Origin of the sequence: Dactylosporangium sp. CA-139066, assembly GCF_050936175.1 — a bacterium.
Classification (GTDB): Bacteria; Actinomycetota; Actinomycetes; order Mycobacteriales; family Micromonosporaceae; genus Dactylosporangium.
Map to the genome: position 1 here is coordinate 8,652,829 of NZ_JBNJNH010000001.1, position 13,365 is coordinate 8,666,193.

At 73.7% G+C, this 13,365-nt stretch carries 11 protein-coding genes; 6 read left to right on the forward strand and 5 right to left on the reverse strand.

Going from position 1 to position 13,365, the window contains the following annotated elements; translation table 11 throughout:
• Positions 1-25 precede the first annotated feature (25 nt).
• Complete coding sequence (locus ACQEVU_RS39605; RefSeq protein WP_433332973.1) at positions 26-1,219, reverse strand: tetratricopeptide repeat protein; 1,194 nt, start codon at positions 1,217-1,219, stop codon at positions 26-28.
• Between the two features lie 189 nt (positions 1,220-1,408).
• The gene (locus ACQEVU_RS39610; RefSeq protein ID WP_433332975.1) at positions 1,409-2,410 is read right to left on the reverse strand and encodes a glycosyltransferase family 4 protein; all 1,002 of its coding nucleotides are present in this window, start codon (positions 2,408-2,410) and stop codon (positions 1,409-1,411) included.
• Between the two features lie 105 nt (positions 2,411-2,515).
• Here ACQEVU_RS39610 and ACQEVU_RS39615 point away from each other — a divergent pair, with 105 nt between their 5' ends.
• A complete protein-coding gene (locus ACQEVU_RS39615) occupies positions 2,516-4,852 on the forward strand; it encodes a putative bifunctional diguanylate cyclase/phosphodiesterase (protein WP_433332977.1) in 2,337 nt (778 codons plus the stop codon).
• Here ACQEVU_RS39615 and ACQEVU_RS39620 read toward each other — a convergent pair.
• Entirely contained in the window at positions 4,821-6,452 is a 1,632-nt protein-coding gene (locus ACQEVU_RS39620) for a RecQ family ATP-dependent DNA helicase (RefSeq protein ID WP_433332979.1), read from the reverse strand. The two genes, ACQEVU_RS39615 and ACQEVU_RS39620, sit on opposite strands and share 32 nt — an antisense overlap.
• A gap of 48 nt (positions 6,453-6,500) precedes the next feature.
• Between ACQEVU_RS39620 and ACQEVU_RS39625 the strand changes: the two genes are divergently transcribed.
• Positions 6,501-7,589 (forward strand): S-(hydroxymethyl)mycothiol dehydrogenase, encoded by a 1,089-nt coding sequence (locus ACQEVU_RS39625; RefSeq protein ID WP_433332981.1) that lies wholly within the window; start codon positions 6,501-6,503, stop codon positions 7,587-7,589.
• Positions 7,590-7,683: 94 nt separating this feature from the next.
• On the opposite strand, the gene ACQEVU_RS39630 is transcribed toward ACQEVU_RS39625, so the two are convergent.
• Positions 7,684-8,553, reverse strand: coding sequence for a hypothetical protein (locus ACQEVU_RS39630; protein ID WP_433332983.1), 870 nt, complete (start codon positions 8,551-8,553; stop codon positions 7,684-7,686).
• Between the two features lie 164 nt (positions 8,554-8,717).
• On the opposite strand from ACQEVU_RS39630, the gene ACQEVU_RS39635 reads away from it, so the two are divergent.
• Positions 8,718-9,071, forward strand: a complete 354-nt coding sequence (locus ACQEVU_RS39635; protein WP_433332985.1) for a DUF2795 domain-containing protein — start codon at positions 8,718-8,720, stop codon at positions 9,069-9,071.
• 441 nt (positions 9,072-9,512) lie between these two features.
• Here the strand turns inward: ACQEVU_RS39635 and ACQEVU_RS39640 are convergent, their stop codons facing one another.
• A complete protein-coding gene (locus tag ACQEVU_RS39640) occupies positions 9,513-10,079 on the reverse strand; it encodes a PadR family transcriptional regulator (protein WP_433332987.1) in 567 nt (188 codons plus the stop codon).
• 170 nt (positions 10,080-10,249) lie between these two features.
• On the opposite strand from ACQEVU_RS39640, the gene ACQEVU_RS39645 reads away from it, so the two are divergent.
• From ACQEVU_RS39645 to ACQEVU_RS39655, 3 genes are read left to right on the forward strand one after another with little or no spacing between them, the layout of a single operon-like run.
• Positions 10,250-11,452: a cytochrome P450 gene (locus tag ACQEVU_RS39645; RefSeq protein ID WP_433332989.1), complete on the forward strand. Its 1,203-nt coding sequence runs from the start codon at positions 10,250-10,252 to the stop codon at positions 11,450-11,452.
• A 54-nt stretch (positions 11,453-11,506) separates the two neighbouring features.
• A complete protein-coding gene (locus ACQEVU_RS39650; protein ID WP_433332991.1) occupies positions 11,507-12,355 on the forward strand; it encodes a helix-turn-helix domain-containing protein in 849 nt (282 codons plus the stop codon).
• Complete coding sequence (locus tag ACQEVU_RS39655; RefSeq protein ID WP_433332993.1) at positions 12,352-13,254, forward strand: DMT family transporter; 903 nt, start codon at positions 12,352-12,354, stop codon at positions 13,252-13,254. Before ACQEVU_RS39650 ends, ACQEVU_RS39655 begins: the two co-directional genes overlap by 4 nt.
• Positions 13,255-13,365 lie beyond the last annotated feature (111 nt).

The window sequence follows — 13,365 nt, forward strand, 5'->3', positions numbered from 1 at the left end:
TGACCGAAAACGCGAAACGCGACGCTCAGCGATCGAGCGTGCACACCGACGTAGCGGGAGTGACGCTCAGCTCGTCGTCCAGGGCGCCGACGACGACGCAGTAGGGGGTCTTCGGGTCGACGCCGCGGATGACGTACTCGCCGGTGCGGGGCGGCACGCGGGCGATCACGACGGCGGGGGCGCCGTTCTTGGACAGGGCGACGACCATCGTCACCGGCAGCGGCAGCCACGTCACCGTGAGCTGCGTGCCGTCGTCGCGCAACCGTAACTGGGTGACCTGGACCGGCACGCGCGGCGCAGGAGGCGAGGTGAACGTGGGCGACGCGGCGGCCGGCGTCGCCGACGGTCCCACCGGGGGCCACAGGAACAGCACAGCGAGTACCGACGCGGCCAGGAGCAGGACCACCACGGACACCAGGGGCCACACGGACCGCGCCCGGCGCGGCGGATCAGGCTCCTCGGCAGGGGCCGCAACAGGCGCGGCGACAGGGGCGGCAGCGACGACGACGGGCGCCGGGGGCGCCGTGACGGGGGCCGAGGGCATCGGGGGCTCGACCGCCGCCAGCTCCCACTCCATGGCCTTCGTGAAGGGGTGGCGGGTGCCGAGCCGGGCCCGGGCCGCGGCGTGGGCCAGGGTGAACAGGCGGCGGGCGGCCAGGATGTCGCCCGTGGCGTACTGCAGCGCGGCCAGCTCCGCGGCGATGCGGATGGTGTCGAGGTCGTCGGCGCCGTACTCGCGGCGGTGGATCACGTAGGCGGCGTTGAGGATGCTCAGCGCCAGCTGCGTCTCGCCCCGGTCGCGCAGTAGCAGGGCCAGGTTGACCCGGGCCAGGCGCACGGCCCGGGTGACGGGCGCGGGTCCGCTCTCCTCGGCACCGCTGTCCAGCACGCGGTGGTAGAGCCGCTCGGCCTCGTCCCACTCGTCGTAGTCGTGGCGGACGGCGGCCAGCACCGCGACCGCGTGGACGGTGCGCGGGTCGGACGGGCCGTAGCGGCGCTCGGCCTGGGTCACCACCGCGTCGGCGAGGTCGTAGGCGGCGTCGAGGTCGCCGAGCTCGCGCTGGACCTCGGCGAGCAGGCGGCGGGCGGTGAGCCGGTCGTCCTCGGAGAGGGGCTCGGACAGCAGCTCCTGGACCTCGTCGCGGGCCCCGGGAAAGTCCCAGGCCACGATCCGCTGCCCGATCTCGTCCAAGCGATCGGTGACATCGACTGTACTCACAGTATCCCTCCGCACCATGGGAGCTTAGGGATAGCCGTGACGCAACGCCAGCCTTCGATCACACAAAGGCGTCGGCCCCGGCAGCCTGCCACGTCGCTGCCGGGGCCGAGCCGTCCGCGTTACCGCGTGTCGTACCGCGGGCGCCGCACACTGTGAAGGTTCGGCCAGCCCGCTTGGGCCTTAAGTAGTTCAGCCAACAATTCGCTGGTACAGGCGCAGATAGTCCTCGACCATGCGCTCGGCCGAGAAGCGCTCCAGGGCCCGCGCGCGCACCCGGGTGCGGTCGAGCTTGAGCGCGTCGTCGAGCAGGCCGGCGGCCTCCTCAGCGTTGTGCGCCAGATAGCCGGTGACGCCCTCGTCGACGACCTCGGGCATCGAGCCGAGCGGATACGCCACGACCGGCGTGCCGCACGCCATCGCCTCGACGACCGAGAGGCCGAACGGCTCGGCGAAGCCGATCGGGTGCAGCAGGGCGGCGGCCGAGCCGAGGATCTCGGCGCGGTCGGCGGGGCCGACGTTGCCGGCGTACACGATCTGCTCACCGTCGACGCGGGGCAGGACCTCCTCGGCGTGGTACCGCTCGTCGTGCACCGGCCCGCAGATGAGCAGCCGCCGGCCGGTCGCGCGGGCGATGCGGATCGCCTCCGCGGTGCCCTTGTCGGGGTGGATGCGGCCGAACGCGACCAGCGACTCCCCCGGCTCGGCCCGGAACGGGAACTGCCGCACGTCGATGCCGTGGTAGATGGTCGCGGCGTAGTCGAGGCCGGGGCCGCGGTCGGCGTCGGAGATGGACACGTACGCCGAGCGGGCCCGCTGGTAGGCCGGCAGGATCGACGCCGAGCAGAACCCGTGCACGGTGGTGAGCAGCCGGGTGCGGCAGAACTCGCTCATCGCCAGGGGCAGCCAGTCGAGGTTGTTGTGCACCAGGTCGAACTCGCCGCTGCGGGCGTAGCAGCGGGCGACGTGTATCGCCTCCCAGACGCGGCCGTCGTAGGAGGGGTCCTCGTTGTAGGGGTGCTCGACGACGCCGTCGAGGCGGGCGGAGGTGATCGAGTCGAGGCTGGCGAAGAGGGTGACGTCGACGCCGCGGGCGACGAGGCCCTCGGCGAGCAGCGAGACGACCTGTTCCCACGGCCCGTACGCCCGCGGCGGCGTGCGCCAGGCGATCGGGCCGAGCAGTGCAACCTTCATTCGGCGCCCCCTACCCGGTTCCCCCACCACTATGCCGCCGGCCTCATCTCCGGGGGCGAGCTGCCGATAGGACGTCAGCCGTTCCAGTGAAAACCGGGGAGTTCGATGGCCGCATGGCGCTGGTATGCGGCCGGGGGGCTCGCCGCCGTGGCCGCGGGCGGGTTCCTGCCGGTGATGGCCCGGCAGGGGCTGTACACGCTCGTCGGCGCGTCCGCGGCCGTCGCCGTGACCGCCGGGGTGCGCCGCTACCGGCCGGCCGAGCCGCACAGCTGGCGCATCTTCGCCGCCGCGCTGTGGTGCACGGTCGCCGCGGTGTTCGCCTGGGCGGTGCAGTACGCCGTCGCCGGGCGGGTCGGCTCGCCGGCCGTCAAGGACCTGCCGTTCCTGGCGTCGTACCTGCTCATGGCCCTCGGCACGCTCGCCTGGGTGCGGCCCGACCCGGACCGGCCGCGGGCCGAGCGGTTCATCGACGCCGGGATCGTCGCCTCCGGGGTCGCCGCGCTGTCCTGGACGTTCATCGTGCACCCGCTGCTGTTCGAGCAGCACGTCGACGCCGGGCACGGCGCGAGCTACCTGACGTACTCCGTGCTCGACCTCGTCCTCGTCGTGGTCACCGCCCGCATGATCTTCACCAGCAACGTGCGCAGCGCCGCCCATGCGCTGGTGTCGCTCGCCCTGTGCACGGTCATCACCGGCGACGTCGTCTTCTACGCGGCCCTGGCCTGGACGGGCAACCCCAAGGGGGACAGCGTCTCCACGGTGCTGTACCTGTGCGCGTACATCCTGATCGGCACCGCCGCCCTGCACCCCACGATGGCGCAGGCGTCCGGCCGGCCGGAGCGTGCGCAGCTGGTGATCCCGCGGCACCGGGTCTACCTGTACTCCGTGCTGGCCCTCGTCGGCCCGGTCGTGGCCATCACCATGCTGCTCGTCGCCGACCCGCTGCCGTCGCGCTGGTGGGTGCTCATCCCGCTGGCCACGTCGATGGTGACGGTGGTGCTGCTCATCGCCCGGCTGAGCCAGCTCGTGCGCCTGGCCAACCGGCGCGTCGCCGACCTCGACGCCCAGGCCGCGGCCCTGGGCGAGGCGCTGCGCGAGCAGGAGGCGCTGCGCCAGCAGCTCAGCCACCGGGCGCTGCACGACGCGCTGACCGGCCTGGGCAACCGGGCGCTGCTGCAGGAGCGGCTCGAGCACGCCCTGGCCCGCACGTCGGCCGCCCACGGGCTGCTGCTGCTGGACCTGGACGGGTTCAAGGACGTCAACGACTCCTACGGCCACCCGACCGGCGACGCGCTGCTCATCGAGGTCGCGGCCCGGCTGCTCGGCGTCGTCGACAACTCCGACACGCTGGTGCGCCTCGGCGGCGACGAGTTCGCGATCCTCATGGAGGACGCCACCGCCGCCCGGGTCGCCCGCGCCGGGCAACAGGTGATCGAGGAGCTCGACCGGCCGGTCTTCGTGCACGAGCGGGAGCTGTCGGTGACCGCGAGCGTCGGGTCGCTGCTGTTCGCCACCCCGACCACGCCGGCCGAGGCGCTGCGCAACGCGGACCTGGCGCTGTACGCGGCCAAGGCGGCCGGCAAGAACCGGCTCGCCGCCTACGAGCCGAGGCTGGCCAGCGAGCGCACCGAGCACATGCGCATCGCCGCCGACCTGCGCCGGGCCGTTGCCGGCGAGGAGTTCACGGTCAACTACCAGCCGGTCGTCGACCTGCACACCGGGCGGGTCACCGCCGTCGAGGCGCTGCTGCGCTGGACCCGCGACGGGCGGCCGGTGCCGCCGCTGGACTTCATCCCGGTCGCCGAGCAGTACGGCATCATCGTCCCGATCGGCGCGTGGGTGCTGCGCCGGGCGTGCCGGGACGTGCGGGCGTGGCACGAGCGGTTCGGCATCTGCGTCACCGTCAACGTCTCCGGCCGGCAGTTGCGCGAGCCCGACTTCGCCGCCACCGTGATCTCGGCGCTGCGCGACGCCGGGCTGCCCGGCTCGGCGCTCATCCTGGAGATCACCGAGACCGTGCTCGTCTCGGCCGGGCCGTCGACCGGCGACGTGACCGCGCTGCTGCACACGCTGCGGGCCGAGGGCGTGCGCATCGCCGTGGACGACTTCGGCACCGGGTACTCGTCGCTGGCGTACCTGCGGCACCTGCCCGTCGACATCCTCAAGATCGACCGGGCGTTCACGCCGGAGGGCGAGCTGGCCGAGGAGATGGCGTTCACCAGGGCGATCGTCGAGCTCGGCAACAGCCTGCGCCTGTCGGCCATCGCCGAGGCGGTGGAGACCCCCGAGCAGGCCGAGCGCCTGCGCCAGCTGGACTGCCCGCAGGCGCAGGGCTACCACTTCTCGCGGCCGCTGCCGGCCGCCGACCTCGACGAGGTCCTCAACGCCTCCGGCGGCGTCCTGCGCGGGACTACGCCTTCCGCAGCAGCCGGTGCCGCCTGACGACGGGCACGGACAGGGTCTTGTACCCGACCTGCTCGAACAGCACCGTCATCTGCTCGCCGGCGTAGGACATCACCATGCCCTTGCCCCACTCTCCGTGCCGGACCTCGCTGTGCACCGGGAAGGGCGCATCGTCGGCGGCGGCGAGCCCGGCGGCGGCGCTGCCGTCCGTGCAGTTGTCGCAGTGGCCGCACGTGCCGTCGAGGTGTTCGCCGAAGTACGCCAGGAGGGTGCGCCCCCGGCACTGCTCCGTCTCGGCGAAGCCGCGCATCATGTCCAGCCGCGAGCGGGAGACCGTCTGCTGCCGCTCGGCCTGCGCCTCGGCCAGCTCGGCCGCCTTGGCCGGGGTCGGCGCCCAGCGCGGGGCCTTCACCTTGCCCCCGTGCAGCATCCGCGCCCCGCCGACCTCCTCCAGCAGGGCCAGCAGCTGCCCCAGCTTGCGCTCGCCGAGGCCGGTGCGCTCCTCGAGCTCGTCGCGGGTCAGCGGCTCCTCGGCCGCGCGCAGCAGGGCGGCCAGGGCGGCGACCTCCTCGCGGTCGACGCCGACGCTGGTGAAGAACTTGCGCAGGCCGCTGTCCTCGGTGCGGTGCAGCAGCAGCACGTGGGCCGGCTGCCCGTCGCGGCCGGCCCGGCCGATCTCCTGCAGGTAGGAGTCCGGCGAGTCGGGCAGCGACACGTGGTTGACCCAGCGGATGTTGGGCTTGTCGATGCCCATGCCGAACGCGGTCGTGGCCACCATGACCGGCACCTCGTCGGCGAGGAACGCCTCGTGGGCCCGCTCGCGGTCGCCGGCGCTCATCCCGCCGTGGTACGCGACGGCCTCGACTCCCTCCTTGGCCAGGCGCTCGGCGAGCTCCTCGGTGGAGCGGCGGGTCGGGGCGTAGACGATGCCGGGCGGCTGCGACTCCTTGATCCGGGCCACCAGGCGGCGCAGGCGGGTCTCCTCGTCGGGGCAGTGGACCGACTCGAGGTACAGGTTGGGCCGGTCCAGGCCGGTGACGACGACCTCGGGGTCGCGCATGCCGAGGCGCTCGATGATGTCCTCGCGCACCGGCGGCGAGGCGGTCGCGGTCAGCGCCACCACCGGCGGGCGGCCCAGCTCGCGGATGAACTGGCCCAGCTGCAGGTAGTCGGGGCGGAAGTCGTGGCCCCAGGCGGAGACGCAGTGCGCCTCGTCGACGGCGATCAGGCTCGGCTTGAGCGTCTTGATCTGGCGGACCCGGTCGGGGTCGGCGAACTGCTCCGGGGTGAGGAACACGAACTCTGCGTCGCCGGCCCGCAGCGCCTCGAGGGCCTCCTCGCGCTCGCTGCGCCCCTCGGCCGAGGACAGCCGCACGGCGACGAGCGACTCGTGGTGGCGGGCGGTCAGCGAGGCGATCTGGTCCTGCTGCAGCGCCAGCAGCGGCGACACGACGATCGTCGGGCCCGGCAGCAGGGGCGCCGGAACCTGGTAGATGGCCGACTTGCCGGCCCCGGTGGGCAGCACGGCCAGGGCGTCGCGCCCGGCCATGAGCGCCTCCATCGCGCGCAGCTGCTCGTCGCGCAGCCGCTCCCACCCGAACCGCTCTTTCGCAACCTGTCGCAGTCGTTCCGCCGTCATGGCCGCCATTCTCTGATAGGCCTGCGTTTCTCTGATAAGACGGGGGACATGCCTATCGAGACGCAAGGCGTGGTGGCGCTGGGCAAGGGCCGCCCGGTCAGCCTGGAAACCGTCGTCGTACCCGAACCCGGCCCCGGCGAAGCGCGGGTCGAGGTCCAGGCCTGCGGCGTGTGCCACACGGACCTGCACTACCGCGAGGGCGGGATCAGCGACGACTACCCGTTCCTGCTCGGCCACGAGGCGGCAGGCGTCGTCGAGTCGGTCGGCCCTGGCGTGACCGAGGTCGCACCCGGCGACTTCGTGATCCTCAACTGGCGGGCCGTGTGCGGGCAGTGCCGGGCCTGCCTGCGTGGGCGGCCGTGGTACTGCTTCGCCACCCACAACGCCAAGCAGAAGATGACCCTGACCGACGGCACCGAGCTCTCCCCCGCGCTGGGCATCGGCGCCTTCCTCAAGCACACGCTGGTCGCCGCCGGCCAGTGCACGAAGGTCGACCCGCAGGCCCCCGCCACGGTCGCCGGCCTGCTCGGCTGCGGCGTCATGGCCGGCATCGGCGCCGCCGTCAACACCGGCAACGTCGGGCGCGGCGACACCGTCGCGGTCTTCGGCTGCGGCGGCGTCGGCAACGCGGCGATCGCCGGCGCGCTGCTGGCCGGGGCGCGCACGATCATCGGCGTCGACATCGACGAGCGCAAGCTCGCCTGGGCGCGCGAGTTCGGGGCCACGCACGTGGTCAACTCCCGCGAGGCCGACCCGGTCGAGGCGATCCGGGCGCTGACCGGCGGCTTCGGCGCCGACGTGGTCGTCGAGGCGGTGGGGCTGCCGCAGGTGTACGAGCAGGCGTTCTACGCCCGCGACCTGGCCGGCACGGTGGTGCTCGTCGGCGTGCCGCGGCCGGACATGCAGCTGACGCTGCCGTTCCTGGAGGTGTTCGGGCGCGGCGGCGCGCTGAAGTCCAGCTGGTACGGCGACTGCCTGCCCTCCCGCGACTTCCCGATGCTCATCGACCTGTACCGGCAGGGCCGCCTCCCGCTGGACAAGTTCGTGACGGAGACGGTCGGTCTCGGCGACGTCGAGGAGGCGTTCCACAAGATGGAGCGCGGCGAGGTGCTGCGCTCGGTCGTCGTGCTGGACTGAAGCGGCGGCGGCCGCACGAACAGCGGCCGCACGAACAGCGGCGGCCGCGCGCCGGCTGGATGCCGGGTGCGCGGCCGCCCTCGTCCCTACCGGGTCACCAGTCCTTCATCCAGGGCAGCTTGGCGTCGAGCCAGTCGTTGAGCCGCGCGACCTGGTCGGTGTGGCTGTCCAGCCAGCTGACCTGGCCGGTCATGGCGAGGATGGCGAAGACCACGGCGGTGCCGCTGATCAGCACGCCGAGCGTCCCCAGGCCACGCCCCGCCACGTTGGGGCGCACGCCGGCGATGATGCCGCCGAACGAGAACAGCAGGCCGAGCGCGCCGAGCGCGATCGCCCACGGGGCGAGCAGGCCGGTCAGCGCGGCGCCCACCCCGGCCACGCCGAGGATGAGGCCGAGCGTCGCGAGCAGGCTGACCCGCGCGGGGGCCTGGCGCACCGGCACCGGCTCGGTGACCTCCGCCGGCTCCAGGGCGGGCGGCGGGGTCGACGGCTCGCGGTCGATCGTGCGGCGCATGGTGGTGGTGTCGCGGTCGCGGTCCATGACCACGGCCGCGGGTACGGTGCCGGTGGTGGCCGGCTCCCGGGCCGCGTCCTCGTTGTGCCGGCGGCCGAGCCGCCAGGTCCGCGTCTCGGACGCGGCCTCGGCGCGGTCGTTCACGCCGTCCCGGTCACGGTCGGCGACCCGCTCGTTGCGGTCGACGACCCGCTCGTTGCGGTCGTCCACGCCCTTGCGGTCGAGGTCGACGGGGCGCTCGGCCCGGTCGTCCACGCCGTCGCGGTCGAGGTCGACGCGGCGCTCGGCCCGGTCGTCCACGCCGTCGCGGTCGAGGTCGACGCGGCGCTCGGCCCGGTCGTCCACGCCGTCGCGGTCGAGGTCGACGCGGCGCTCGGCCCGGTCGTCCACGCCGTCGCCGTCACGGTCGGTCGCGCCGCGACCGCCGAACAGCTGCCCGATGCGTGCCACGTGTGCTCACCTCCTGCTAAGCGCCCGGTCCGGTCCGCCGGGGGGATTCGGCGGTGTGGTGTATCGGGCGGATGTCCACCTGCCTACCCACGGGGGCCGGTTTCCAATCGAGGGTGAGCCGTTTGGGGGAGCTTTGCCCGGGTACCTCCGCTTTCATGGATGCCATGCAGCGAGGGAACACCAAGCACGGCGCCGTGCTCGACGACAGCCTCCGGCGCGCGGACGCCGACGAGGCGCGCCGGGTCGACCCGGGGGGCGAGGGCACGCGCACGTTCGGCGCGCCGGTCGGCATGACCGCCGACGACGTGGAGGCGCGCAGCAACCTGGGCCGGTACATCCCGAAGGCGAGCCTGCCGGGCGACCGCGACGACCTGATCGCCGGCGCGACGGAGATGAACGCCCCGGACGAGGTGCTCGACGTGCTGGAGCGGCTGCCGGACGGCGAGGTGTTCGAGACGGTCAACCAGGTCTGGGCGGCGCTGGGCGGCCCGAACGAGGATCCGGCGCGCCGGCCGTAGCCACCGGGGGCTTCGGCGGCGGGGCGGCGGCCGGCTCCGGCTGGGGCGCCGGGCGGATGGTCCACCAACGCATGGCGCAGTTCCTTCTGGCGCGGCCGGTCCCGGAAGCCCGCACGCTCCCGGGACCGCGACTGTGGTGACGTGATGGTGCCGCCGGCGCCCCCCAGCGCGCGGCGGCACCGCCATGAGCACGGAGGCACCGCGATGCGCGCCGCGGCACCGCGATGAGCCGGCCGGTCCCGGAAGCCCGCACGCGACCGCGACCGCGACCGCGACCGTGGTGACGTGTGGATGCCGCCGGCCGCCCTCTGCAACTTCGTCGACATTGACGCCGGGACGTCAATGTTGACGGTCTGCGTCAATGTCGACGAGCCATCTCGACGAACGGCGACTCACGCCTCGGCGAGCTCAGCACGGCGGCGGCTCAGTGCCGCGGGCGGTTCAGTCGGCCAGGATGGCGTAGAGCTTGCGGCGGGTCTCGGTGAGCACCTCAAGGGCCTGCGCGCGCTGCTCGCTGGTGCCATTGAAGCCGACCTGGCGCAGCGCGTCCATGATGCCGAACGCGGCGTCGCGGAACTCCTGGGCCTGCGAGACGTTCTCGTCGCCGTACTCCTGCCAGGGCGCATTCTGCGCCGCGGCCTCGGCCTCCGGGCGGCCGGTGTCGGTGAGCACGAACCGCTTGCGGCCCCCGCTCTCCTCGGCCGTGATGAGGCCCTCGTCCTCGAGCATCTGCAGCGTCGGGTACACCGAGCCGGGGCTCGGCCGCCAGATGCCGCCCGTGCGCTGCTCGAGCTCCTGGATCATCTCGTAGCCGTGCATGGGGCGCTCGTGCAGGAGCGCGAGCACGGCCTGGCGGACGTTGGGGCGCCCGCCGCGGGAGCGGCCGCGGCCACCGTGGCCGCCGTGATGCCCCCAACCGCGGCCACCGCCGGGCGGGAAGGGCGGGATGAAGCTGCCGAAGCCCCGTTGCCAGGCGCCGGCGTCGAAGAATCCTTGTCGCGACCTCATGATCGCATCCCCCATTTCATGGAACCCCTGTCTGATACTTCGACGATATATCGGGAACCTATCGCCGACAACCCCTGCCGATAGTCGACTTTCCGCGAGAGTTGACGGATCGTGGCGCCGACGGGACACAGGGACACCATTGATCTAGAAACTTCGATATCGTCGCGCGCATGCCGACGCTGCCGTTTCCCCTGCCCGAACCGCCCACGCTGTACGCGCCGCTGCCGGCGCTCGCCGACGCCCAGCGCGAAGCCGCCGTCGTCCCGGTCGAGACCGCCGACGGCGGGACGGCCTACCTGGTGACGCGGTACCAGGACGTGCGGACCGTCCTCGTCGACCCGCGCTTCAGCCGGGCCGCGGCCGCGCGCTCGGAGGCCGCCGCGGCCGACTTCGGGCTCGGGGCCCTGGCCACCGAGTCCATGGCCGGGATGGACCCGCCGGAGCACACCCGGCTGCGCAAGCTGGTCGTGCGGGCCTTCACCGCGCGGCGGGTCGAGGAGCTGCGGCCGCGGGCGGCGCAGATCGTGGACGAGCTCATCGACGGGCTGCTGCGCCTGCCGCAGCCGGCCGACCTCGTCGACAACTTCTCGCTGCCGCTGCCCGTCAAGGTCATCTGCGAGCTGCTCGGGGTGCCGGCCGACGACCGGCACAAGTTTCACGCCTGGTCGGACACGATGATGGGCGGCCCGGGCTCCGACCCGGCGCTCATGGGCGCGGCGCTGTACGCCATGGGCGAGTACTTCGGCGGCCTCATCTACGCCAAGCGGGCCGCGCCGGCCGACGACCTCATGTCGGCGCTCATCGCCGCGCGCGACGAGGAGGACAAGCTCACTGAGGAGGAGCTCGTCCGGATGTGCGTCGGCATCCTCATCGGCGGGCACGAGACGACCGCCAACCAGATCAACATGATCCTGCTGACGCTGCGGCGCTACCCCGAGGAGCGCGACCGGCTGGTCAAGGAGCCCGCGCTGATTCCCGGCGCCGTCGAGGAGCTCATGCGGTTCGTGCAGCTCGGCAACTCCGTGACCAGCCTGCCGCGGGTCACGACCGAGGACGTGGAGCTGGGCGGGGTGAGCATTCCGGCCGGGTCGGTCGTGCTGCCGGGGGTGGCGATCGCCAACCGGGACCCGCAGCTGTACGCCGACACGGCCGACGTCCTGGACGTCGCGCGGCCCGACGCGTCGCACCTGAGCTTCGGCGCCGGCGTGCACCACTGCCTGGGGGCGCAGCTGGCCCGGATGGAGCTGCAGGAGGCGCTGCGCGGGCTGCTGACCCGGCTGCCGCAGCTGCAGATCGCGGTGCCGGACGCCGAGCTGCGCTTCAAGCAGGGGATGATCGTGCGCAGCGTCGAGACGCTGCCGGTGACCTGGTAGGGGTCGGGTCAGGGGGTCTGGCCCGGCGGGCCGTCGCCGGGCTAGGTTCGCAGCATGGGCGAGGTGGCGCGGTGGTCGCGGGTCGACGACGGCCGGCACAGCCTCGACCTGCTCACCGCCAGCTACCGGCAGCACCGGTTCACGCGGCACAGCCACGTCACCTACGCGATCGGCGTCGTCACGTGCGGCGAGGAGCAGTTCCACTACCGCGGTGAGCTGCGCCGGGCCGGGGTGGGCAGCCTCGCCATCCTCGAGCCGGGCGAGCCGCACGACGGGCAGGCGGCGCGGCCCGAGGGGTGGGCCTACCGGGTGCTGTACCCGACCGAGGCCATGCTCTTCGACGGCCGCGACGCGCGGGCGTCCTTCCGGGAGCCGATCGTCACCGACCCGCGCAGCGTGCACCTGGTGCGGGCGGCGCACGAGGAGCTGACGGCCGGCGCCGACGTCTTCGCCGCGCAGTCGCGGCTCGTGTGGGCGTTCGAGGCGATCATCCAGCGGCACGGGGCGCTGCCGGACGCCGCCGGGGCGCTGCGGGCCTCGGACCCGGCGGCGGCGCGCAAGGTCGCCGAGATCCGCGACCGGCTGCTGGCCGACCTGCGCTGCGCGCCGAGCCTGCGCGAGCTGGCCGCCGGGGTGGAGCTCTCGCCGTTCCACATGCTGCGGGTATTCCGGGAGGCGACCGGGTTCCCGCCGCACGCCTGGCTGGTGCTCGAGCGGGTCTGCTCCGCCCGGCAGCTGCTCGCCGCCGGCCGCTCCCCCGCCGACGTGGCCGGCGCCGTCGGGTTCGCCGACCAGGCCCACCTCACGCGCTGGTTCAAGCGCGTGACGGGGGTCACGCCGGCCGCATTCCGCAACAGCGTTCAAGACGCCGCCCCGCGGCCCGGCGTGCAATCGGCGGTATGAGTCGTCGTGGCTGGGTCCTCTTCGGCGCCATGTGCGTCGTGTGGGGCATCCCCTACCTGCTGATCAAGGTCGCCGTCCGCGAGATCGGCCCCGCCGAGCTGGTCTTCCTGCGCACCGCCCTCGGCGCCGTGCTGCTGCTGCCGGTCGCCCTCGCCCGCCGCGAGCTGCGCGCCTCCCTGCGGCCGTGGCTGCCGCTGCTGGTGTACACCGTCGTGGAGATCGGCCTGCCGTGGCTGCTGCTCTCCGATGCCGAGCGGCGCGTCGACAGCTCGTTCACCGGCCTGGTCATCGCGGGCGTACCGCTCGTCGCCGCCGTCATCGCCCGCTTCGGCAAGGGCGCCGAGCGCCTCACCGCCGCCCGCGTCGGCGGCCTCCTCGTCGGCTTCGCCGGCGTCGCCCTGCTGCTGGGCTTCCACGCGGCCGGCACCGGCGCCGTGCCGCTGCTCGAGCTCGGCGGGGTCGTCGTGTGCTACGCCGCCGGGCCGCTGATCATCGAGCGGTGGCTGTCCGATGTACCCCGCTATGGCGTCGCCGCGGCGTCGCTCGTGGCCGGCGCCCTGATGTTCGCCCCCGTCGCCGTGCCGTCGCTGCCGGCCCTGGCGCGCCACGTCTCACTGCGCCCCGCCCTGGCCGCGCTGGCCCTGGCGGTGATCTGCACGGCGCTCGCCTTCGTGCTGTTCTTCGCGCTGGTCGCGGAGGTCGGCGGGGTGCGCGCGACGGTCATCACGTTCGTGAACCCGGCGGTCGCCGTCGTGCTCGGCGCGCTGGTCCTCGGCGAGCGGGTGACGGTGCTGACGGGGGTCGCGTTCGCGCTGATCCTGGCCGGTTCGGTCCTGGCCACCCGGCGGCGGCCCGCCCCCGACCCCGAGCCCTCCCCCGAACCCGTCGCCGCCGCGTGACCCCCCACTTCCTCGACGCGCTCGCGGGCTGACCGCGGCCGACCTGGCCGCGGTGCGGGAGTGGATCGCGGCGGCCGAGGCCGGCGAGGGCTGACGGGCGGGCGGCCGTCA